The organism is Gordonia asplenii, from assembly GCF_012933505.1.
Classification (GTDB): domain Bacteria; phylum Actinomycetota; class Actinomycetes; order Mycobacteriales; family Mycobacteriaceae; genus Gordonia; species Gordonia asplenii.
On sequence record NZ_JABBNB010000016.1, the window covers coordinates 91,481 to 115,265 of the forward strand.

The 23,785-nt window shown below is 66.5% G+C and carries 16 protein-coding genes; 11 read left to right on the forward strand and 5 right to left on the reverse strand.

The annotated features are described in order from the left end of the window. Positions 1-7: 7 nt before the first annotated feature. Positions 8-5,527 (reverse strand): ATP-binding protein, encoded by a 5,520-nt coding sequence (locus HH308_RS16230; protein ID WP_170195269.1) that lies wholly within the window; start codon positions 5,525-5,527, stop codon positions 8-10. A gap of 273 nt (positions 5,528-5,800) precedes the next feature. Here HH308_RS16230 and HH308_RS16235 point away from each other — a divergent pair, with 273 nt between their 5' ends. From HH308_RS16235 to HH308_RS16260, 6 genes are all read left to right on the forward strand, one after another. Continuing rightward, complete coding sequence (locus tag HH308_RS16235) at positions 5,801-6,721, forward strand: AraC-like ligand-binding domain-containing protein (RefSeq protein ID WP_170195270.1); 921 nt, start codon at positions 5,801-5,803, stop codon at positions 6,719-6,721. Between the two features lie 121 nt (positions 6,722-6,842). After that, positions 6,843-7,844: a carbon-nitrogen hydrolase family protein gene (locus HH308_RS16240; protein WP_170195271.1), complete on the forward strand. Its 1,002-nt coding sequence runs from the start codon at positions 6,843-6,845 to the stop codon at positions 7,842-7,844. Between the two features lie 2 nt (positions 7,845-7,846). After that, a complete protein-coding gene (locus HH308_RS16245) occupies positions 7,847-8,893 on the forward strand; it encodes a phenylacetaldoxime dehydratase family protein (RefSeq protein WP_170195272.1) in 1,047 nt (348 codons plus the stop codon). A 576-nt stretch (positions 8,894-9,469) separates the two neighbouring features. Then, on the forward strand, positions 9,470-9,658 hold the full coding sequence (locus HH308_RS16250) for a DUF4244 domain-containing protein (protein WP_170195273.1): 189 nt from the start codon (positions 9,470-9,472) through the stop codon (positions 9,656-9,658). Between the two features lie 3 nt (positions 9,659-9,661). Beyond that, positions 9,662-10,075 carry a TadE family type IV pilus minor pilin gene (locus HH308_RS16255; RefSeq protein WP_312870636.1) on the forward strand — a complete coding sequence of 138 codons (414 nt, stop codon included), beginning with the start codon at positions 9,662-9,664 and terminating at the stop codon, positions 10,073-10,075. Beyond that, positions 10,056-10,418, forward strand: a complete 363-nt coding sequence (locus tag HH308_RS16260) for an Rv3654c family TadE-like protein (protein WP_170195274.1) — start codon at positions 10,056-10,058, stop codon at positions 10,416-10,418. Before HH308_RS16255 ends, HH308_RS16260 begins: the two co-directional genes overlap by 20 nt. Positions 10,419-10,549: 131 nt before the next feature. Here HH308_RS16260 and HH308_RS16265 read toward each other — a convergent pair whose 3' ends face one another. Next, positions 10,550-11,170 (reverse strand): TetR/AcrR family transcriptional regulator, encoded by a 621-nt coding sequence (locus HH308_RS16265; RefSeq protein WP_170195275.1) that lies wholly within the window; start codon positions 11,168-11,170, stop codon positions 10,550-10,552. 183 nt (positions 11,171-11,353) lie between these two features. On the opposite strand from HH308_RS16265, the gene casG reads away from it, so the two are divergent. Then, positions 11,354-13,021: a steroid-24-oyl-CoA synthetase gene (gene casG / locus HH308_RS16270; protein WP_170195276.1), complete on the forward strand. Its 1,668-nt coding sequence runs from the start codon at positions 11,354-11,356 to the stop codon at positions 13,019-13,021. Positions 13,022-13,253: 232 nt separating this feature from the next. Here casG and HH308_RS16275 read toward each other — a convergent pair whose 3' ends face one another. Continuing rightward, positions 13,254-13,733 (reverse strand): MarR family winged helix-turn-helix transcriptional regulator, encoded by a 480-nt coding sequence (locus HH308_RS16275; RefSeq protein WP_170195277.1) that lies wholly within the window; start codon positions 13,731-13,733, stop codon positions 13,254-13,256. 68 nt (positions 13,734-13,801) lie between these two features. Between HH308_RS16275 and HH308_RS16280 the strand changes: the two genes are divergently transcribed. Then, positions 13,802-14,614, forward strand: coding sequence for an amidohydrolase family protein (locus HH308_RS16280; RefSeq protein WP_170195278.1), 813 nt, complete (start codon positions 13,802-13,804; stop codon positions 14,612-14,614). An 18-nt stretch (positions 14,615-14,632) separates the two neighbouring features. Here HH308_RS16280 and HH308_RS16285 read toward each other — a convergent pair whose 3' ends face one another. Beyond that, positions 14,633-16,975, reverse strand: a complete 2,343-nt coding sequence (locus HH308_RS16285; protein ID WP_170195279.1) for a DNA 3'-5' helicase SftH — start codon at positions 16,973-16,975, stop codon at positions 14,633-14,635. Positions 16,976-17,398: 423 nt separating this feature from the next. Between HH308_RS16285 and HH308_RS16290 the strand changes: the two genes are divergently transcribed. From HH308_RS16290 to topA, 3 genes are all read left to right on the forward strand, one after another. After that, the gene (locus HH308_RS16290) at positions 17,399-17,602 is read left to right on the forward strand and encodes a cold-shock protein (protein WP_004022110.1); all 204 of its coding nucleotides are present in this window, start codon (positions 17,399-17,401) and stop codon (positions 17,600-17,602) included. 126 nt (positions 17,603-17,728) lie between these two features. After that, positions 17,729-18,316 (forward strand): hypothetical protein, encoded by a 588-nt coding sequence (locus tag HH308_RS16295; RefSeq protein ID WP_170195280.1) that lies wholly within the window; start codon positions 17,729-17,731, stop codon positions 18,314-18,316. Between the two features lie 158 nt (positions 18,317-18,474). Further along, complete coding sequence (gene topA / locus HH308_RS16300; RefSeq protein WP_170195281.1) at positions 18,475-21,594, forward strand: type I DNA topoisomerase; 3,120 nt, start codon at positions 18,475-18,477, stop codon at positions 21,592-21,594. Between the two features lie 688 nt (positions 21,595-22,282). Here topA and HH308_RS16305 read toward each other — a convergent pair. Then, positions 22,283-23,743, reverse strand: coding sequence for an adenylate/guanylate cyclase domain-containing protein (locus HH308_RS16305; protein ID WP_246284657.1), 1,461 nt, complete (start codon positions 23,741-23,743; stop codon positions 22,283-22,285). Positions 23,744-23,785: the final 42 nt, after the last annotated feature.

Sequence of the window (23,785 nt, forward strand, 5' to 3'; positions counted from 1 at the left end):
GTCGGTCTCACGCTGTGGGCTGGCTGTTTACCGCGTCGACGCTCACCGCCCACGCCGGATTGCTCTCGATGGCGGCGATGATGCGCGGGCGCAGTTCGGCGGCCGAGATCACCGCGTCGACCGAGCCCACCTCGACGGCGCGGCGGATGCTGTGCACCGAGTCGAACTCCGCCGCGATCTCGCTGATCTTCTCCGCCCGCACCGACTGTCGTACGTCGTCGAGTTCGGCGGACAGCGTCGAACGCGCGGTTCCGGTCGCGGCGTCGACGCGTGCGTCGAGCTCCTGTACCCGGGCGTCGGCGTCGGTGCGTTTGGCCACCTCACCAGCGAACACGACCGCTGCGGCGGGAGCGCCGCCGAGCACCGACGCGAACGAGCCGTCGATGGCGAGCACCGTCATGTTCGGGTTGAGCGCCTTGGAGAACACCACGAATGCACCGCCGTGATAGCGCGAGATCACGCAGAACACGATCGGGCCGTCGAAGTTGACGATGGCGCGACCGATCTCGGCGCCGTACTCCAGCTGCAGCTTGCGCAGCGACTCGGGTGAGCCGTCGAAGCCGGACAGGTTGGCCAGCACGACCAGCGGACGGTTGCCGCTTGCGACGTTGATCGCCCGGGCCGCCTTCTTCGACGACTGCGGGAACAACGTACCCGCGGTGTAGGTGTCGGGGCCGTCGGTCGGCGTGAAGCCGCGACGCTGCACCTCCCGCGACTCGATGCCCAGCAACGCCACCGGGATGCCACCGAGGTGAACGTCGGCGACGACGGCGGTCTCGGCGTCGGCCATGCCGGCCCACCGCTCACGCATCGGGTGATCCTGGTCGGCGAGCGCGCGCATGACGGTCCGGATGTCGAACGGCTTCTTGCGGTCGGGGTTGCTGGCCGCGGAGAAGATCTGCCCGACGGTGGTGAAGTCGCTGTCGGCGAGCTCATGCGGGAAGTCGGAGACGTCGCGGTCGACGGGGTCGCCGGTGACCGCGCGGCGCGGCGTCGACTCACCCGGTGCCACATAGGTGTGGTCGTAATGCGACATCAACACGTCGCGTGCCGCTCCGAGGTTCGGCGCCCAGTACTGCGCCTGGCCGTTGGGGCCCATCACGCGGTCGTAGCCGCCGATGCCGAAGTTGTCCTCGGCCGACACGCCGCCGGAGAAGTCCAGCGACTGCTTGCCGGTGAGCACCATCGCCGACTCCGGCGTCATCACCAGAATGCCCTTGGTGTGCATCAGCATGGTGGCCTCGGCGTTCCAGTACGGCTGACCGCCGACGTTGATACCCGCGACGACGATGTTGATCTCGCCGCCCACCTGAGTGAATTCGATGATTCGCTTGAGCGCCAACGCGATCCAGTCCATGTTCTCGGTGCCCGAGTCCATCGAGATGCGCGCGCCCGACGACAGCGCGTACCACTCCAGCGGCACACCGAGACGTTCGGCGAGGTCGATCGCGGCGACGACGCGCGCACATTCCGGCTCAGCCAGAGCGCCCAGCGACTTGGTCGGATCACCAAGCAGCAGAACACGTTTGACGCCCTCCGGGTACTTGTCGGTCGGTGTGGTGATCAGTCCGACGACCAGTGCCGCCGAGTTGCGGCCCCGAGGCCGGTCGACGGGGACAAGGGTCTGTTCGGTGGAATTCGGCCCGCTCCCGGCGCCGGCGTCGAAGTCGTACTCCTCGAACTCGCCGAGCAGCGCGGCCAGCTCGTACGGGTACACGTTGTTGCGGCGCGACGCCCGCAACACCTTCTGCCGGTAGGCGTCGATCGGCTCGATCGGATCGTCCGACGGTTCAGTGACCTCGACGTCGAACAGTCCCGTCGGATTGATCGTGAACTGCACCGACACCTTGGTCAATTCGCCGGTCTCACGGTCGCGACGCCGTGCGATCACCTGAACTTCTTCCAGCCCGACGCCGGTCGCGCTGCCGCGGATGTAGTCGGCGATGCGATCGAGGTCGGCGTGGTTGGCCTCCAACGGCGGCCACACGTAGATGACGATGCGGTTGGTCGCCGATCCGCGGTCACCGGCGCGGCGGGCGCGGCGGATCGAATCCACGCATGACGCCAGCGCCGTCTCAGCGCTCGGGATGGTCAGCAGGCGGCCGTCGTTGTCGCGCAACGCACTCAGATCGCGGACCTGGGCGAAGGCGATCAGTCGGTCGTCGGCCGGATTCTCCTTGGCCACCGCGCGGAACAAGTACACCTCTTCGTCGTCCGACGACGGCAGACGGGTCAGATCGAACTTGCGCAGCCGCTCCATCCGCATGCGCTGCGCGATGTACGGGTGCAGGCCGCGGATCAACCGCTCCTCGACCATTCCGGTCGCCGACGGGCGGAAGGTGAAGTGGTGGTGCATCAGCGCGCCGTCGGCGCCCGCGACGGTGGTGGTGATGCGGTGCACCTGCCTCGGCAGGGTGCGTCCGGCGATCACATCGTGCAGGGCTCCGACGATGGCGTCGAAATCGTCGGGCTGATCCTCCCAGCTCAGGTAGATGTCGGCGTCGACCGACGACGTATTGCCCACGACGTCGGCGAGTCCGTCGAGGGTGGCCGCGAGGTCGTCGAAGCGGACCGCGGCCGAGACGAGGCTCGCGCCGTCGCGCTCGGCGATGACGAAGGTCGTGCCGCCGGCGTCGGCGGTCCGGACGTCGGTCAGTCCCTTGTTGCCGTAGTACCGGCGGGTGAGGACTTCGAGCATGACGGTGTTGTCGGCGCCGTCGACCATGCGTTGCCCGAGGAGCCGGACCAGCGGCTCGGTGCTGCGGACCACCTCGGCGATTCGCTCTGCCCGGTCGGCGGCGTCGGGGTTGGCGTCGAGGTAGGCGAGATGTTCGCCGACGTCGCCGTAGACCCGCGAGCGGTTGTCCTGGACCAGCGCTTGGCCGAACCACAAGTACAGCAGACCGCGGGAGAGGTCGGCGATGGCCGGGAACCGCAACTGTGCCGCGGCGGCCAGGTGCTCGACGGCCGCGCCGACCGACTCACGCAGTTCGCCCGACGGGGCCGGCTCGCGCAGCAGCTCACGCAGCAGGGCCTGAATCGTCGCACGCGACTGATCGGTGTTCTGCAGCGCGAGGAAGATGCGGAACACCGCGGCTTCCAGCTCCGGCGTACGGTCCAGCTCGTCGATGCCGTAGTGCGCCAGGGCCGTCGAGAGCTGGTTGTGGAACGACTCGGGCAGACCGTCGCGCTCGACGTCGAGGCTCTGCAGATAGGTGTGCAGGTTCTCGCGGGCGCTGTGGACGTGTTCGGCGGAGACCTGATCGGAGAGTCGGTTCTGGCTCAATTCGGCGAGGTCGGCGAACACGGTCAGCAACTCGACCTCGCCGGCCAGGCGGGTGTCGGTGTCGGTCGACTCGCCGCGTGCGGCCAGGTAGTCGTTGAGCAGACGCGCACTGTCGAGCGGGTCGACGTCGTAGCCGAGGATCTGGCTGCGCAGATCCTCCTGTCCACGGGCAACCCGCTCGGCGGCGGCGACGTCGGCGGGCGCCTCCGGGAGGTCGATCTCGACGTCCTCGACCGCGGCGTCGGCGGCCTCATCATCGTCGTCGGCGACGGGCTCCAGCCGCAGCAACGGCGCACCGGTCTCGACCTGCGTGCCGACCGAGACCAGGCATTCCTTCAGACGTGAGCGGGTCGGTGCGCGCAGCACCGTCTCCATCTTCATGCTCTCCAGCACCAGGACGGGGGCTCCGGCCTCCACCTCGGCACCGACTTCGAGCGGCGTCGCGACGACGAGAGCCGGCGCGGGCGAGCGCACGACGCCGCCTTCGTCGCGGCTGACGCGGTGCGTGACACCGTCGACGTCGACGAGGTGCACGGTGCCGTGGGTATCGGTGACCAGGCGGTAGCGCACGCCGTTGAGCACGATCTGCGCGGCATGCTTGTCGAACCGCTCGAGGTCGACGTCGGCGGTGCGGGTCTGCTCGCCGGATTCGATGCCGACGCGGAAGCGGTTGGCGCCGACGCGGGCGACGCGCACGCGGTAGGCGACGCCGCGCAATTTCAGATCGAGCGGGGTGCCGCTGCGATGCTGCACCTGGGGGCGACCACCCGACGCCGTCGAGAGCAGACGTTGCCGTTCGACGGACTCGTCCTCTTCGTATGCATCGATCGCCGCGGCGACCAGCGCGACGGCGGAATGCTGATGGGCGACGAGCCGGCCCTCGGCGCGGACGCGGTCGATCCAGCCGGTGTCGGCGCTGCCGTCGATCACCTCGGGCTGGTTGAGCAGTTCCAGGACGAAGCTCTTGTTGGTCGCGCCACCTTCGATGACGACGCGGGTTTCGGCCATCGCGCTGCGCAGGCGCCCGAGCGCCTCGTCGCGGTTGCGGCCGTAGGCGATGATCTTGGCGATCATCGAGTCGAAGTCGGCGGGGATCGAATCGCCCTCGCTGACGCCGGTGTCCACGCGCAGGCCGGGGCCCGCGGGGAGGTCGAGGCGGGCGATGCGGCCGGGGGCCGGGGCGAAGTCGCGGTCGGGGTCTTCGGCGTTGAGGCGTGCCTCGATGGCGTGGCCGCGCTCGACGGGTATCTCACCGACGAGCTTTCCGCCGGATGCGACGTGCAGCTGGGCGCGGACCAGATCGAAGCCGGTGGTGATCTCGGTGATCGGATGCTCCACCTGAAGTCGGGTGTTGACCTCCAGGAATGCGAAAAGCTTCTCGCCGGGATGGTAGAGGAATTCGACAGTCGCGGCTCCGCGGTAGTCGACGGCGACGGCGAGGCGCTCGGCGGAGGCCTTCAGCTCGGCGACCTGCTCGGGAGCGAGCACCGGCGACGCAGACTCCTCGATGACCTTCTGGTTGCGGCGCTGCACCGAACAGTCGCGCACGCCGAGGGCCCACGCGGTGCCCTGCCCGTCGGCGATGACCTGCACCTCGACGTGGCGGGCGCCGGTGACCAGGCGCTCCAGGAACACGACACCGCTGCCGAAGGCGCGGGCCGCCTCATTTCGGGTCAACTCGTATGCTTCGCGCAGGTCGACGTCGTTGGTGACGACGCGGATACCGCGCCCACCTCCGCCCGCGGTCGCTTTGAGCATCAGCGGGTAGCCGATCTCGGCGGCAGCGGCGATCGCGTCGTCGACGGTGTCGACCGCGCCGCGGCTCCACCCGGCGACCGGCACGCCGACTTCTTCGGCCAGTAGTTTCGCGCCGATCTTGTCGCCCAGCTTGCGCATCGCCTCGGCCGACGGCCCGACGAAGGTGACGCCGATACGGTCACACAATTCGGCGAACGCCGGGTCCTCGGCGACGAAGCCCCAACCGACCCAGGCGGCCTGCGCGCCGGTCTCCAGCAGCGCGCGCTCCAGGATCTCCAGGTTGAGGTAGGGGCGGGCGGCGGCCGGCCCGAGGTCGTAGGCGACGTCGGCTTCGCGGACAAAGGTCGCGTGCTCGTCGACGTCGGTGTGTAGTGCGATCACCTCGATCGATTCGCCCGTCTCCGCAGACAAGCCACGGACGGCATGGATGAGGCGCATGGCGGCCTCGCCTCGGTTCACAATTGCGATGCGGCTGAACAACATCCGCTCCTGATCTCTTCGGGAAGTCGTACCTGACCGCAGGGAGCGGCCGGATAGATTGTTGCGAATCGAATCCATACGCGCGAGTACGGGGGTCGTGAGCTGGGGTTTTGTGGTCGTTGCAAGGTGGCCTGGGAGGGACCGAGCGCTCGGACGGTAGGAGTGGTAACGGGTCTGCCGAACCGGCTGCGAGTCGTTCGCCGTGTGCACCTCCGATATCTCGCCTACCATGAGATACCGACCGTTTGGACAGTAATTGGAGGCGGTGTGCACGCCATGAACGCCGTGACACTCAGCACCGAGTCGGTGGCCGCCGACGACGCCGTGGGCTACTGGTGCGACATGATCTGCGACACCTTCGTCCGATTGAGCGCCGCACCGGCCGGCGTCGACGACTTCTTCGGCCGGATCACCAGCACCCAGGTCGGCGACGTCGAACTCTCCGACGTCGTCGCCGCCGGCCAGCATGTCCGCCGCACCAAACGCTTCATCTCCGGTGCCAACGATGAGTTCCTGCTCGCGTCGGTGCAGTTGTCGGGCACCGGCGTCGTCGAACAGGACGGTCGCAGCGCGCTGCTGCACGCCGGTGAGATGGCGTTCTACGACAGCACCCGCCCATACGGCCTGGAATTCCCGACGTCGTTTCGTCAACTCGTCATTCAGGTGCCCAAGATCGCCTTCGACGCCGACGACACCGCGCGCATCACCGCCCGCAGACTCGGTCACGGAACCCCCGGCGCCGTCGTGGCCAAGTTCCTCACCGCTGTCATGGAGGAGTCGCAGAGCTCGCCCGACGCCACCAAGGCGCTCGGCGGGCATGTCATCGGGCTCCTGTCGGCCGCGGCGAGCTTCGCCGACGTCGCCGAACGTACCGTGACCCCGACGATCGAGTCGGTGCGCGCACGGGCCCTCGAGCTGATGACGGCACACCTCGCCGATCCGCGCCTCGACGCCGACACGATAGCCCGGCGCTGCAACGTATCGCGCCGCACGCTCTATCGGGCACTCGCCGGTGAGGGTTTCGCCGAACGTCTTCGGACCATGCGCATCGACCGGGCCCGCACCATGCTCGACGTCGGGGGCGACCGACCACTCGGACTCATCGCCGCCGCGTGCGGCTACGAGAGCGAATCGGGCTTCCATCGGGCGTTCCGTACCTCACTCGGGATGACGCCCGGCGAGTACCGCGCCCGCTGACCATTCGTGCCTGCGGACTTGGCACGCTCGGTCAGTCACCTTGACACGCACGGTCACGTCCGCCGCCGCGAAAGCCTCCATTCTTGGGACACAAGCGAATCCAAGCCCCACTGGAGGAATCATGAAAGACATCGTTCGCGTAGCCGCGGTGCAGGCCGAGCCGGTCTGGTTCGACCTCGACGGATCTGTCGCCAAGGTCATCGACCTCATCGGGCAGGCCGCGGCCGGCGGCGCGCAGCTGGTCGCGTTCCCGGAGACCTTCGTGCCCGGCTACCCGTGGTGGATCTGGCTCGACTCGCCGGCCGCCGGGATGGCCTACGTCCCGGTCTACGCCGCGACGTCGATGACCCGTGACGGTGAGCACCTCGCTGCCATCTGCGCTGCGGCGAAACAACATTCGATTCAAGTGGTGCTCGGCTTCAGTGAGCGCGACGCAGGCAGCCTCTACATGGCACAGGCGTTCATCGCCGCCGACGGCGAGTTGACGTCGGTGCGCCGCAAGCTCAAGCCCACCCACGTAGAGCGCGCGGTCTTCGGCGAAGGCGACGGCAGCGACCTGCAGGTGCACTCGACGCCGCTGGGCAACGTCGGCGGACTCAACTGCTGGGAGCATCTGCAGCCGCTCACCAAGTACGCGATGTATGCGCAGAACGAAGAGATCCACATCGGTGCGTGGCCGAGCTTCTCGGTGTATGTCGGTGCGGCACAGGCACTCAGCGCCGAGGTCAACACCGCGGCCAGCCTGATGTACGCCGTCGAGGGCCAGACCTTCGTCGTCGCACCGTGCGGCGTCGTCGGCGCCGCCGCGATCGAGAAGTTCTGCGACACCGACGTGAAACGTCAACTGCTGCAACCGGGCGGCGGCCACGCGCGCATCTACGGACCTGAAGGGTCGACGCTGGCTCAACCCCTCGAACCAACCGAGGAAGGCATTCTCTTCGCCGACCTCGACCCCACCATGATCGCCATCGCCAAATCCGTCGCCGACCCCGTCGGGCACTACTCGCGGCCCGACGTCCTGCAACTCGTCGTCAACCGGGCACCGACGCCGCGCACCCTCGACGTCTTCGTCCCGCGAGAGCCCGCCGTCGACGCTGATTCTCTTGTCGCTGAGGTGGTTTAGCAATGGAATCGGCGATCGCCGAACACCTGAGGTGTCCCCGGTCGACGCCGAGTGCGCTGCGGGAGGGGTGGCAGCCGCCGTACCCGTCGTACGTGGCGCGCTTCGCCCCGACGGTGGACCGGATCGGCATGATGATCCTCGGCGCCCAGTTCCCCGACTCCCAGACGGTGCCGGCCGAAGTCGCGACCGCCCGCGCCGAGCTGCTCGATTCGCTCGTAAATCATTGCGGGGCAAAGCGATTCGACGAAGTCGGCTACGTCGACGAAGCCGGCTTTCGGACCGTCGCGACCGTCGCCTACTGGGATGACGCCGATGCCTACCGCGAGGCGTTGGAACAGCTGCGCAAGTCGTGGCTGTCCGATGCCCGCGTCGACGGCGCGGCCGGCTACTTCATCGAAGCGATCGCGCCGTCGCTCGACCGCGTCGAGACGTTGTATTCGTCGGATCGTGTGCAGGGCGTCGCCCTTCTCGCCGACGGGCTCAGTGGTGACATCCTCGAGCACGGCTACTGGGGCAGCGCCCGCGACCGACTCGCCCGGGCACAGACCGACCGGCTCGAACCAACGCCGGAAACTGCTGCTGTGCAGCAGGATTCGGGGCGACGGATCGTTCCGGGACGACAGAATCTCTGCCTGATCCGCTCGGGTCAGGATTGGTCGGAGACCGACGGCGACGAGCGGCAGATGTACCTCGGCGACGTCGAGCCGGTCCTGCGAGCCGGGATGGAATTCCTCCGCGACGACGGCGAGTCGATCGGCTGCTACTCGAATCGTTATGTGCGAGTACTGGATACGTCCGGCAACGACACCGATCAGAGCTTCGGTCTGAGTTGGTGGCGCAGTCTGACCGACCTGGACTCCTGGGCCAAAGACCACCCGACGCACAAGGCGATCTTCGGTGAGGCGATGCGCTACCTGTCGTCGCTGGGGCCCGCCGCGCGCCTGCGCCTGACCCACGAAGTAATGGTGGTGCAGGCGCAGGACCAGCACTTCGAGTACGTGAACTGCCACGCGGGAACGGGTTTGCTGGCGACGACGCCTGCCGTCTAGTCGGCTGGTTGAGCCGGGCCGGAGCGTGAGCGATGGCCGTCCACTCAGCTGGTTGAGCCGGGCCGGAGTTAGCGATGGCCGTCAACCCCGCTGGTTGAGCCGGGCCGGAGCGTTAGCGAAGGCCCGTGTCGAAACCACGCAAGCCGACACTGTCAGCGCGCCAAACACATAGCGGCAGTTGGTAACTCGTCTCACCCTGGTGTCGACGCGGGCGCGTTACTGCGACTCGCTGCGCTCGCCCGGCACGGCGCGTCGAGCCCGGCTCAACCAGTCGGCATCAATCAGCCCCGCGCTGCGGGGCGGCCACCCCGCTCCCCGAGCCTGGGATCCACCCGATGGTGGACCCCCTTCGCTGGTTGAGGAGGTCCGAGCGCCGTGCTGAACGAGCTTGCGAGTCGAAGTAGACGAGCCTCGGTCACCGCACCGTCTTCTCCGGCCGCATCTCCGAAGCGCGGTCGACGGGCGACAGCCGAAAGATCTGGGTCGCACGCGCGCAAATTCGATGGAACCGAATCCCGATCCGCTGCGTCTAAGAGAGGCGGGTTCGATCGGCGAACCCTGGGGGAGGGCTCCATCATGTTTCGAAATTCGTTGTGGCGCAGGCTTGTCACCGACGACGACGGTATGTCGACTGCCGAATACGCCATTGGCACCATTGCGGCCGCCGCGTTCGGCGCGCTGCTGTACACGGTCGTCACCGGCGACAATATCGTCAGTGCGTTGACCGGCATCATCTCCAAGGCGTTGTCGACGTCGGTGGGGTAGACCGTGTCCCGGTTGGTTCGGCGCGTCGCCGGTCTTCGACGGTTGCGGGACGCCGACGACGGTATGTCCACGGTCGAGGCAGCGTATGGCATCGCGGCGATCATCGTCGTGCTCGTGCTGGGAATCGTTGCGGTGTCGGCCGTTTCGGCTCAAGTGCGGTGCGTCGACGCCGCGCGGGAGACGGCGCGGCTGACGGCCGCGGGCGATGCGAACGCGAAGACCGTCGGTACGCGAGTCGCGCCGAGTGGGGCGTCGATCACTGTCGACGCCGCAGGTGATTTCATCGAGGTCACCGTCGCGACCCGAGTGGCGCTGCTGCCCGGAGTCGACATTTGGGCCCGCGCCGTCGCCGCTCGCGAACCCGACGAGTCGACCGAAGTGGCGGGGAGGACCGACGGTGCGCAGCCTGTTCCGTGACGAGCGGGGCGCGGCAACGGTATTGGCCGCCTGGGTTATCGGTGTGTTGGTGGTGATCGTCGTGCTGATGCTCTACGTCGGGGCCGCGATCGTCGCCCGTCACCGTGCCCAATCCACGGCAGACCTGGCTGCCCTCGCGGGAGCTATCGCGCACCTTTCCGGTGACGACGCGTGTGCCCGGGTCGATGTGTTGGCGCAGAGGCAACAGGTCCGCGCCGAAGTGACCGGCTGCCACGTCGTCGACGACGACGTGACCGTGACTGTCGCGGTCGGCATCGACCTGGGGCACTGGGGGATTCGTGCGGCGACCGCGACGGCTCGGGCGGGACCGGTGGACGGGTAGCGCTCTAGTATTTCAGCGAATTGCAGTGTGGCTCACGCTGTGCACGGGAATGTGCGGAAGCCGAGGGTTTCGCAACTTCCCGGCTCCCGCACAATTGGAGTTCGAATGACTGGCTATTCCGACTCCGTTGATCAGTTCGTCGTCAGCGCCGGAAACCAGATATCGGTCAACACGTCTACCGCGACCGATTCTGCTACCTCGATCGTGCCTTGCAGTGCCCACCGCGCGAAGAACCGTTCCAGTTGGGCCACAAAGAGTTCGACGCGCAGCCTTGCTTCGGCGCGTTGCTCAGGCGCCTGTCTGCTGAGATACCGCGGCATCGCATCCGGTAGAGCGGTGATTCCCTCGCGCGCGGTCGCGGTGAAGTCTGGTTCCAGAGCGGTCGCTTCGTTCCAGGCCGCCAACATGTCCTTGTGCTCGGTGAACCACGCTATGGCGTCGGTGACCCACGCCGCGAACACATCGCGCGAGCCGGTGGCCAGCACCTTGTCGAGGCCGTCATAGAACTCCGTCGCCGACTGCACGTCGTCTTCGCTGACGGCCTGCAAGATCGCGAGCTTGCTCGGAAAGTGCAGGTAGAAGGTCGCACGGCTGCATCCGACGTCGGCCGCGACGTCGTCGATCGTGACTGCGGCGTACCCGTGCTCACAGAAGTGAGCGCGCGCCGCTTCGATCAGCCGGGCACGCGTCGCGCGCTTCTGTTCCTCGCGCAGCGAACCGCGTCGGCGAGGCGTCGTACGGGCTTCGGTCACGCGTCCAGCCTCACTCACCGGCGACGATTCCACAAGTCGCACCGTTGTTCACTCGACGTAGACCAACTCACTTGACAGTATGTCAGTGAAACGTCACTATGAGCTGGATCACGAATCAGCCTCTGCGGGATGGATGCCGTGCACCGAAGTGTGCCCCGCTGCGCGACGAACAAGGACTCGACGATGACTGACGAGAACGCACAAACCGTAGACCCGCAGCAATACATCGGGCAGGTGATGGGTGGGCTACTCGGCCCGGGTGGACCGTTCGAGCAGGTGGTCGAGGACGTACTCGGGGTGCGGATGCCGGTGATGGCCAACCGCGACAAGGCTCTCGGCGACGTCCTCGACCGTTCCCGTGCCTTCGGTGACCGCGACTATGTCGTCACCGCGGACCGCCGGATCTCCTACGTCGAACACGCCGACGCTGCCGCCGCCCTCGCGACAGCGCTGCGCGACCGATACGGGGTCGCCAAGGGCGATCGTGTCGGAATCCTCGCGGCGAACAGCATCGAATGGGTCATCTCCTTCTGGGCGATCCAAGCGCTCGGCGCGATCGCGGTCGGCTACAACTCATGGTGGGCGCCGCGCGAAGTCGCCTACGGACTCGGCCACACGACGCCCGAGGTCGTCATCGCCGACGCCAAACGGAATGCCGTCCTGGCCGACCTAGGCACCGACGTCCCCGTCATCGTCATCGAGACCGACCTGCCGGACCTGCTCACCGAGTTCGCCGGATCACCGCTGCCGAGAGTCGACGTGGGCGAAGAAGACCCCGCGGTCATCCTCTACACCAGCGGCACCAGCGGCCGCCCCAAAGGTGCCGTGCATTCGCAGCGAAATGTGTTGGCGGTCATCGACTATCACCGTTTCAACGACGCACTGTCGGCCGCGTTGCGCGGGCAGGCGGCCGACGGGCCGTCGGACCTTCGGTACCTGTTGACCTCTCCGCTGTTCCACATCGCGAGCCTGCATAACCTCGTCATCCCGCGCCTCGCGACCGGCAGCGCGGTGATCATGTACCAGGGCGGCTTCGATCCCGAGCGGGCGCTGTCGCTCATTGAGCAGGAGAAGGTCACCAGCTGGGGCGCCGTCCCGACGATGGCGCAGCGGCTCATGGACTTCGACGGGGTCGACCGCTTCGACACATCGTCGATGACGGCGTTCGCGCTGGCGTCGGCGCCGTCGTCGATCGCATTCCAACAACGGTTGCGTGACCGGCTGCCGTTTGCGCAGTACTCGCTCGTCGACAGTTACGGTCTCACCGAATGCGGTACGGCGGTTGCCGTCGCGTCACCGCTCGACCTCGCCGCCGCTCCGGGAACCCTCGGCCGACCGATCGTCGGCGTCGCCGTGGAGATCCGAGATCCGTTGGGGGAGAAGCTCCCCGACGGAGCCGAGGGCGAGATCTGCGTGCGGAGCCCATACGTGATGCTCGGCTACTGGAACGACGACGCCGCTACCCGCGCCGCCATCACCGACGACCGCTGGCTGCGTACCGGCGACTACGGACAGATCGACGACGGGCGAGTGCGCCTGACCGGCCGCCGCTCCGACCTCATCCTGCGCGGCGGCGAGAACATCTACCCGGTCGAGATCGAACAGGCGCTCGACGAGCATCCCGCGGTTCACGAGTCGGCCGTCGTCGGAGTCCCCGACGACGACCTCGGGCAGTCGGTCGCGGCGATCGTCGTCGTCGATTTCGAAGACGCGGTGACCGAAGCAGAACTGGCCGAGTTCCTCACCGACCGCCTCGCGTACTTCAAAGTGCCTGCCCGGTGGCGCATCACCACGACACCGTTGCCGCGCAACGCAACCGGCAAGACCATGCGTCAGCGGATTCAGATCTGAGTGAGTGATCCAGCTGTTGCCTGAGCGGGGTGAGCCGCTTTCTGCTCAACAGCACTGGTGTGGCCCGGCTAATGCTCCACCAGCGGGGGCTTCGGCCCGGACTCAACCAACAGGCGGTCCTTCGATCAACTCGACAATCGGCGGACTTTGGCCCGGCCAACCACCAAGGCCTTCGGCCCGGCCAACCACCAAGGCCTTCGGCCCGGCCAACCACCAGGGCCTTCGGCCCGGCTCAATCCGCTGGCAGTCGCTCGGCCTCTGCCGGTTCCCCGCTCGGCCCGGGCTTGTTCGCGAGGTCGGTTTCCAACAGTCGCGTGAGACCGTTCGACACGGCTGCGAGATCGGGACCCAGGACGTCGCGGATCCGCGTGTTGAAATCGACCAGTTCTGAACCCGCGGCGTGCAGCGTGGTGCGCCCGGCATCGGTCAGCTCCAAACTGGCTGCGCGATGTTCACGGGGGTGCGGTGTCTTGTCGAGCAGTCCCTGCGCCTGGAGCCGTGACACCATAGTCGCCATCGCGGGTTCTCCCTGGTCGAGCGTCGTGGCGACATGACGCTGAGTGCATCCGGGGCTTTGATCGACGACCATCAGCACCGCGACCTGGGTGGTCGTGACCGACGCGGCGCCGATGCTGATGCGGTCGGCCGCGGTCTTGAGCCGGTGTGCGGCACGCTGGAGCAGAAAGTACACCCGGGGGTCGGCGGTTGTCATACCAATGATCTTGACAAGCTCGGACCGGTCGCGTCATCCTGACTTCGTATACGAAGTGAGGATGTGGAATGGAAATTGTGGATGTTTGGGCCCAATACCCGACACGACGGCTCATCGAACAGCCATTTCTGTCGACGCTGGCTCGGTGGACACGCCAAGATATCGAGACCGCGGAGTTTCCCATCGAGTTGACCGCCGACGTCATGGCGGCGGGCGGCGTGGGCAGGGCGCTCTTGTCGGCGTGGGAAGGGCCGCGAGGCTCCTTGATCTCCAACGACGAGGTCGCTGAGGCGTTGACTCAGCTGCCCGACGGCTATCGCGGATTGGCCGCCGTCGACATCACCAACCCGGTGGCCGCGGTGGCGGAGGTTCGACGCTGCGTGAGAGAATTGGGATTCGTGGGCGTTCGGATCGTTCCCTGGTTGTGGAACCTGCCGCCCAACGATCGTCGGTTCTATCCGATCTACGTGGCCTGCGTGGAGCTCGGCGTCCCGCTGTGTACGCAGGTCGGGCACACCGGCCCGCTGTGTCCGTCTGAGCCGGGCCGACCGATCCCGTATCTCGACGAGGTGCTACTGGACTTTCCCGACCTGGTTGTCGTCGGCGGGCATGTCGGATATCCGTGGATTGACGAGGTCGTTTCGCTGGCCCGCAAATATCCCAACTTCTATCTCGACACCTCCGCCTACGCCGTTCACCGGTTACCCGCACAGTTCGTCGATTTCATGCGCGGACGGGGACGTACCAGGGTGATGTTCGGAACGAACTGGCCGATGATGACACCCCAACACAGTCTGGAACGGCTCGACGAGCTGAATCTCGACCGGGAGACCACCGAATTGTTCCTGTCCGGCAATGCCGTTCGCGTGTTCGATCTGTAGGTTTCCCAGCGCGTCACCTCAGTCGTCTGAGGTCGGGGAGGTAGTGCCCGACGCAGTCAGCCGCCCCAGCAAGGTCAGGACCTTGATCGCGCCGTCCTTGTCGAGCGGTTCATTTCCGTTGCCGCACTTGGGCGATTGCACGCACGACGGGCAGCCGAGTTCGCAGCGGCACGACGCTACGGCCTGTTTCGTCGCCGAAATCCATTGTGCGAAAGCCTCATAGCCGCGGTCGGCGAAACCGGCACCACCCGGATACCCGTCGTAGACGAACACGGTCGGCAGTCCGGTGTCGGGGTGGCCATCGGTGGACAGGCCGCCGATATCCCACCGGTCGCAGGTTGCGACGAGTCCCAGCATGCCGATCGCCGCGTGCTCGGCGGCGTGCAGCGCACCGGGGAACCGCCCGACGCTGCACCCCACCGATTCGAGTGCGTCCGGTGTGACGGTGTACATCACCGCGCGCGTGTGCAAACGCTGCTCGGGCATGTCGAGCGGCACGGAGTCGATCACCTCGCCGGTCAGCAGCTTGCGCAGATAGCCGACGACCCGGTGCGTCACGTCGACCTCGACCAACGCCAGGGTGAGGCCGGAGAATATCTGGGACTCAATGGTTTTCGTGACCGAGACGTCGGTGATCTCACGCGCCGACGTCGTCCAGTCCGGCTCTTGTGGATGTAGCAGCGCGAGCCCCTCCTCGAGATCCAATTCGTCGACGACGTAGCTCACCCCCTGATGGATGTGGACCGCGCCCGCGTGCACCGATGACATCGCCCGACCGGCGTCGACGGTGCCGAGCAGCTGTGAGCTCGTCGCATCGACGATCAGCACCTGCCCGCCGACGCCGCCGCGGATGTCGACGTCGGCGTGCGGGTCGAGCCCCGCCGCCGCATACCATCCCGCGGGGCGCTTCTTGAGAAGTCCCGTGGAGGTGAGCCGTTCGACCGCGGCCTCGGCGTCGAAGAGTTCGACGTCGCTCGGCTTGAGCGGCAATTCGGCTGCCGCGCACAGTAGTTGGGCGTCGAGCACATACGGATTCGACGGGTCGATGACGATCGCCTCGATCGGCTTGTCGAGCAATGCCTCGGGGTGATGGACGAGGTAGGTGTCGAGCGGATCGTCGCGTGCCACGAGAACCACCGCCGATGACTCGCCCCGCCGTCCCGCGCGGCCGGCCTGCTGCCAGAACGACGCGACGGTGCCCGGATAGCCGGCCACGATCACCGCGTCGAGGCCGCTGATGTCGACGCCGAGTTCGAGGGCGTTCGTCGTTGCGACGCCGAGCAATTCGCCGTCGGCGATGGCGCGTTCGAGGCGGCGCCGGTCGTCGGCCAGGTAGCCCGCGCGATAGGTGCCGATCCGGTCGACGAGGTCGGGCGCGGATTCCGCCAGAAGACTGCGCGCGGTGCGTGCGGTGATCTCGACGCCGCGCCGACTGCGCACGAAACACAGTGTGCGCGCGCCTTCGACGACGAAATCAGCCAGCAGGCGCGCGGCGTCGGCGCCGGCGGATCGTCGAACCGGAGCGCCGTTCTCTCCGGTGATCTCGGGGACGAAGTCGGGTTCCCACAGTGCGACCGTCCGTGCGCCGTGCGGTGAGGAATCCTCGGTGACGGCTACTGCGGGGGCGCCGATCAGCCTGGTCAACGACCCGGCCGGATCGGCATTGGTGGCGCTCGCCGCGATGACCACCGGATCGGCGCCCAGTGCCCGCGCGATGCGAAGTACCCGACGCAGCACCAATGCAGTGTGTGAGCCGAAAACACCGCGATAGTGATGTGATTCGTCGACGACGACGAAGCGCAGATGGCGAAAGAAATGCTGCCACTTGCCGTGCGTCGACAATATGCCGATATGACACATGTCGGGGTTGGTGAAGATCCATCGGGAATGCGCTCGGGCCCACTGCCGAATATCGGGCTCTGTGTCACCGTCGTAAGCGCACGGTTGCAAATGGGAAAACTCATCGCGGCCCGCGAGAAGAGTTGCCAGTGAACGAAGTTGATCGGCGCCGAGGGCTTTCGTCGGAGACAGGTACAGCGCGCAGGCGAGCGGATCACGCACGAATTCGGTGAGGATCGGTACCTGGTACGCCAACGACTTTCCAGACGCGGTGCCGGTCGAAATCGCAACGTTGTGGCCATCGTGGGCGAGGCTCGCCGCGCGGATCTGATGCTCCCACGGCTCGGAAATTCCTTGCGCGGCATACGCCTTCACGATCGACGCCGGAACCCACTCGGGCCAGTCGCGATGTCTGGCGACTCGCGCGGGAAGTACCACACTGTGGCGCAGCGGGGAGGCGTCGGCGGGAGTTCCGGCAAGGGTGCGGGTAAGCAGTTCGGTACCGTAGTCGTCGGTGGGCATGGCCTCTCGGGTGGGTCGGAGCACGGGGCGTCGTCGACGTGAGTCGGTGTGGGCCATGCTATCCGCGACCAGTGACACCTCCGACGGGTGGTTCGCTCCAACCGCGTCGGCGCGGTTGAGAAATCAAGGTTAAAGTCGACCCGAAAGATAACTGTTTGGTTTCAACTCGCTGAACAACGTTGGGATTTCACGCAATCTGCATCTGATGGCTGTTGTGAAGTCGCTGAACGTGGTTGACTGTCACCGGTCGCAGCTTCTGATCAGTCTCGCTGGGATGCGGGCTCTGAGGGGAATCGATGTTGCGGACGTGGTACTGAGGTTAGTTTGGTCTGTCCAGGCTCTTTGATGTATGGCGGTCGGAACCGGCCAACGGCACGAGACCATCGTGTTGCCTCTGTTGGTGAGTTGTAAAGGATTGCAGTAATGGCACAGGGAACTGTGAAGTGGTTCAACGCGGAAAAGGGCTTCGGCTTCATCGCACCGGATGAGGGCTCGGACGACGTGTTTGTCCACTACTCCGAGATCCAGGGATCCGGTTTCCGCACTCTCGAAGAGAATCAGCGAGTGGAGTTCGAGGTCGGGCAGGGCACCAAGGGCCCGCAGGCCACCGGCGTGCGCGCCGTCTAGAACGCACCGCTCGTACATCGAGCTTGCGGAAGCCACCCCCGGCCGAACCGGCTGGGGGTGGCTTCTGTCTATCCGCAGCCATACGGCGTCGCACTGCGATCTGACCGTCGTCCTAAACTAGAGCGCATGTCCCAGATCGCGCTGTTCTCCGCTGACACCGACGAGCCGAGACTCGTCGACGTCGCCGGATTGCTCGCGGGCAATGGGCAATCCGTGCACACGGCCCTCGGTACCAGAGTGTCGGTGGTCGTCGCCGACCGGTGGCGGGCCGACGAGATCGTCGCCGAACTGACCGCGGCCGGGCTGGAGGCGGAGACGGTGATCTCCGAGGAGGGTTCGCTGGTCGCTCGTACGCTGCCGACCCCGCGATTGACCGCTCTGCACCGCAGTTGGTCGCGTGGCGCCGTCAAAACCGTTCCGCCCGGCTGGGTGCCGACGGCACGTGCCGTACGACTCTGGGTGGTCGCGGGCGGGCACAGCGAAGGTGGGCGTTATCTGCTCAACCTCGACCCGCATGCACCCGACACACATCCGCGCCTCGCGACGTCGCTGATGCGGATCGGCATCGCGCCGATCATCGTCGGCGCACGCGGGTTGACGCCCGCGTTGTGCGTTACGGGTAAGCGTCGCCTCACTCGGCTGCACGAGACGGTCGGCCCGGCACCGAAGACCGTCGGCGTCGACGCCGATTGGCCACCGGAACAGTTGCACTGACCTGGGCTTTTGTCGCACCGCACGCCGGCGTCGGGGAATTTCTGGACACCTGACGACGTAATGGGATGTGCAGCGCACGCTATATATAAGGTACAAACGCCTGTAACAACACCTATTCTTCGGTAGACCGCAATCCGAAGTCGACACGAAAGGCGCCCGTGGCCGAGACTGACACAGCAGCACCGACGAAGCCCATCCGCAGGCTCGTCATTGTCGAGTCCCCGACCAAGGCCCGCAAGATCGCCGGTTACCTCGGCGCCAACTACGTCGTCGAATCGTCCCGCGGTCACATCCGCGACCTGCCGCGCGGCGCCGCCGACGTCCCCGCGCAGTACAAGGGGCAGCCCTGGGCGCGGCTCGGCGTCAACGTCGATGACGACTTCGAGCCGCTCTATGTGGTGTCGGCGGACAAGAAGTCCACGGTCACCGAGCTGAAGTCGCTGATGAAGGACGTCGACGAGCTCTATCTCGCCACCGACGGCGACCGCGAGGGAGAGGCCATCGCGTGGCATCTCCTCGAGACGCTCAAGCCCAAGATCCCGGTCCGGCGGATGGTCTTCCACGAGATCACCGAGTCGGCGATTCTCGCCGCAGCGGACAGTCCCCGCGACCTCGACATCGCCCTCGTCGACGCCCAGGAGACCCGCCGCATCCTCGATCGCCTGTACGGCTACGAGGTGTCGCCGGTGCTGTGGAAGAAGGTCATGCCCAAGCTCTCGGCGGGGCGTGTGCAGTCGGTGGCGACACGCATCATCGTCGAGCGGGAACGCGAACGCATGGCGTTCGTGTCCGCCGACTACTGGGACATCGCCGCGACGATGGACGCCGGCCGTGAGGGTTCCGCTTCGAAGGAGTCGGCGGCCTCGCCGCGCACATTCCGGTCGAGGCTGGTCAGCGTCGACGACCTGCGGGTCGCGACCGGCCGCGACTTCGACTCGCGTGGACAGCTGAAGAAGGCCGACACCGTCGTCGTGCTCGACGAGGCGCGCGCCCGTTCGCTGGCCGCGGGGCTGACCGGTGCGGCGATGACGGTGACGTCGGTCGAGGAGAAGCCGTACACCCGTCGTCCATACGCGCCGTTCATGACGTCGACGCTGCAGCAGGAGGCGGGCCGCAAACTGCGCTTCTCCTCCGACCGCACCATGCGCATCGCGCAGCGGCTGTATGAGAACGGCTACATCACCTACATGCGTACCGACTCGACGACGCTGTCGGAGTCGGCGATCGCCGCTGCCCGCGCGCAGGCAACCCAGCTGTACGGAGCCAACTTCGTTCACCCGACGCCGCGTCAGTACACCCGCAAGGTGAAGAACGCGCAGGAGGCGCACGAGGCGATCCGCCCGGCCGGTGAGTCCTTCCGTACGCCAGGTCAGGTCGCGTCGGCGCTGTCGTCGGACGAGTTCCGGCTCTACGAGCTGATCTGGCAGCGCACCGTCGCCTCCCAGATGGCCGATGCCAAGGGCACCACGATGAGCCTGCGTATCACGGGCACGGCGACGAGTGGTGAGCTGTGTACCTTCGCGGCGTCGGGCCGTACGATCACCTTTCCCGGCTTCCTGTCGGCCTACGTCGAGACCGTCGACGAGCAGGCCGGCGGCCAGGCCGACGACGAGGAGTCGCGGCTGCCCAACCTCGTCGAGGGTCAGGCGCTGACCGCGAATGACGTTGACGCGGACGGGCATTCGACCAACCCGCCGGCCCGCTACACCGAGGCGTCGCTGATCAAGGTGCTTGAGGAGCTCGGCATCGGTCGACCGTCGACGTACGCATCGATCATCGGCACCATCCAGGACCGCGGCTACGTCGTGAAAAAGGGCAGCGCGCTGGTGCCGTCGTGGATCGCTTTCGCCGTAATCGGTTTGCTAGAGGCGCATTTCGAGTCCCTCGTCGACTACGACTTCACCGCGTCGCTGGAAGACGACCTCGACCAGATCGCCGGCGGCAACGAGGACCGCACTACCTGGCTGACCGAGTTCTACTTCGGCAATCGTCATGAATCTGATTCTCCTGCAACGGGTTCCACCGACGGTGCGCGCTCGGACATCGCGCGCCTCGGCGGACTGAAGACGCTCGTCGGCGTCAATCTCGAAGGCATCGACGCGCGAGAAGTCAACTCCATCAACCTGTTCGACGACGAGCTGGGCCGCCCCATCTACGTGCGTGTCGGACGTTTCGGTCCGTACCTGGAGCGCAACATCGCCGGGCCCGACGCCGAACCGGACCTGCAGCGCGCCAACCTGCCCGCCGACATGACACCCGACGAACTCACCATCGAGGTCGCCGAAAAGCTGTTCAGCACACCGCAGGAAGGACGCGTGCTCGGCGTCGATCCGGTCAGCGGCAACGAGATCGTCGTCAAGGAAGGACGTTTCGGGCCGTATGTCACCGAGATACTTCCGCCTGCCGACGAGGACGGCGACGACGGCGATACGCCCGAGCCAGCACTGACGATTCCGCCCGGTCCGACGCCGCGCGACGGCGGCGCACCCGGCGTCGAAGCCGATGCGGAATCTCCTGTATCCCTTGATGATCCGTCGGGCGGCGTCGGCACCAAGACGGCTAAGAAGGCGGCGAAGAAGACCGTCAAGAAGGCTGCGAAGAAGGCGGCGGGCCCCAAACCACGCACAGGTTCGCTGTTCAAGTCGATGGACATCGCCACGGTCACCCTCGACGACGCGCTCAAGCTGTTGTCGTTGCCGCGGGTCGTCGGCGTCGACCCGGAGTCCGGCGACGAGATCACCGCGCAGAACGGGCGGTACGGGCCCTACTTGAAGAAGGGCAGCGATTCGCGTTCGCTGGCGTCGGAGGATCAACTCTTCGACGTCACGCTCGACGACGCGTTGAAGATCTACTCCGAGCCGAAGCGTCGGGGTCGGGCCGCGGCTGCGCCGCCGCTGCGTGAGCTGGGCAACGACTCGGTCAGCGACAAGCCGATGGTCATCAAGGAGGGTCGTTTCGGCCCGTATGTGACCGACGGCGAGACCAACGCCAGCCTCCGCAAAGACGACGACGTCGCCACCATCACCCCCGACCGCGCCATGGAACTGCTCGCTGATCGTCGGGCCCGAGGTCCGGCGAAGAAGGCCGCGAAGAAGGCTCCGGCCAAGAAGGGCGCGGCGTCGAAGACTGCTGCGAAGAAAGCTCCCGCGAAGAAGGCCGCTGCGACGAAGACTGCCGCGAAGAAAGCTCCCGCCAAGAAGACTGCTGCGGCAAAGAAGACTGCGGCAGCCAAGAAGGCGCCGGCGAAGAAGGCCGCGGCGAAGAAGGCCGCGGAGTAAGTGGCTGTGTTAGGCAGCCACCATGCTCTTCGACGGTCGGTCCTGGGCAGATTGCATTCGGCTTTCTCGGCGCCGTCGGGGGAGCGGGTCCCTTGCTGACTCTGACGTGGCAGTTTTCGATCTGCCTCGACGTCGCTGGCTGGGGCTGATTGCATTCGGCTTCCTCAGTGCCGTCGGGGGAGCGGGCCCCTCGCTGACTCTGACGTGGCAGTTTCCAATCTGCCTCGACGTCGCTTGGCCGTGGGCTGATTGCATTCGGCTTCCTCAGCGCCGTCGGGGGAGCGGGCCCCTCGCCGACTCTGACGTGACAGTTTGCAATCGGCTCGGCACGTCGAAGGGCGATGTGGCAGATTGCATTCTGCTTTCTCGGCGCCCTCGGGGGAGCGGGCCCCTTGCTGATTCTGACGTGACAGTTTGCAATCGGCCCGACGTCGCCGCCGCCGCGGGCTGATTGCCTTCGGCCTCCTCAGCACCGTCGGGGGAGCGGGCCCCTCGCCGACCCTGACGTGACAGATTCCAATCGGCCCGACGTCGCCGCCGCCTGGGCAGATTGCATTCGGCTTCCTCAGCGCCGTCGAGGGAGCGGGCCCCTCGCCGACCCTGACGTGACAGATTCCAATCGGCTCGACGCACCCGCCCCGCCAACCCCAAACCAACCCCGACCCAACCCCTTCCAATCGGCCCGACGTCAGCCGTGCTCGACGGGATCCAATTTCGGTCGAGCCAGCAGGGTTTCGATGCCGCGGCCGCGGAGCTCCACGCCTTCGCCGATTTCCCAGAACTCGGCCTCCTCGGCAGAGCCGAGGAACACCGCACGGGCCGAACCCAGCACTCGTGTCGGCTCGTCTTTGGCCAACTCGGTGAGGCGGGCCGCTTCGTTCACCGGGTCGCCGATCACCGTGTATTCCAGGCGCTGCTGCGACCCGATGTGGCCGGCGATCGCCTTTCCGGCCGACACTCCGATACCGAAGTCGGTGTTGCCCAGCGTCCGCTCGATCTCGACCCGCAGTTCGCGCGACGCGGCCAGCGCGCGGCCGGCGAAGTCGTCGAGCTCCAACGGCGCACCGAAGATCGCCAGCGCGGCGTCGCCCTGGAACTTGTTGACGAAGCCGCCATGGCGCCCAACGACGTCGACGACGACTTGGAAGAACTCGTTGAGCAACCCGACCACTTCACGCGGCGGCCGGTTGACGGCGAGTCGCGTCGAGCCGACGATGTCGACGAACAGCACCCCGACGTAGCGTTCCTCTCCGCCGAGCTCGGTGCCGGTCTCGATGGCGCGGCGGGCGACGTCCTCGCCGACGTAGCGGCCGAACAGGTTCCGCAGTTCTTGGCGTTCGCGGACGTCGGCGACCATCTCGTTGAAACCCGCCTGCAGGAGTCCGAGGTCGCTGCCGTCGTAGATCTTCACCGCGACGTCGAGGTTGCCCGCGCGCACCTCGTTCTGCGCATGCCGGAGCTGTTTGATCGGATCGGTGATCGCGCCGAGCAGCCTCGCGATGGCGAGTACGCCCAAGGCGAGTCCAGCACATGCCATCCACAGGATGGGGCGGATCAGCTCCGAAGCGTTGGCGCCGCCCGTCTCGAACCGGGCGAGCAGGATCAGGATGATGATCACCACCAACGGCAGTGCGACGGTGATCAGCCAGAACAACGTGATGCGCGTGCCGACGCTGGGTGCGACGGCGATGTCCGGGTCGTTGGCCATGGCCGCGACGGTGATCGGGCGCAACACGCGCTCAGCCTGCAGATAACTCAGGACGCACGTCACCAACGCGCCGATGGCAGTGGCTCCCGCGACGAAGAACGCACGACGCCCGCTGATCCCCAAGTTCAAATAGGTGAACAGGATGCCGCCGACCAACCAGATGCAGAAGTTCGACAGCGTGAGCAGCCACGGTAAGGCCAACGCCCGACGTCGGGCGTAGTCGTTGTCCAGGCGTGAACGCCGACGATGCCAGACCAGCACCGGCAGGGTCAGTTGAATGCTGAGGTACCCGCCGATCAACGTCGCGACGATCAGGTAGAAGGCGAAGATCAGCTGATTTCGGGCGTCGATCTGCGACAGGCTGACCGCATACTTGTCGGGCATGCCGAAGCGGAGGAATGCGAAGGTGAACAGCGCGCCAAGCAGGTTGGCCCGCAGCATGTCGAGCGCGAGGATCGGCCACGGGGTATGGATCAGCCAGCG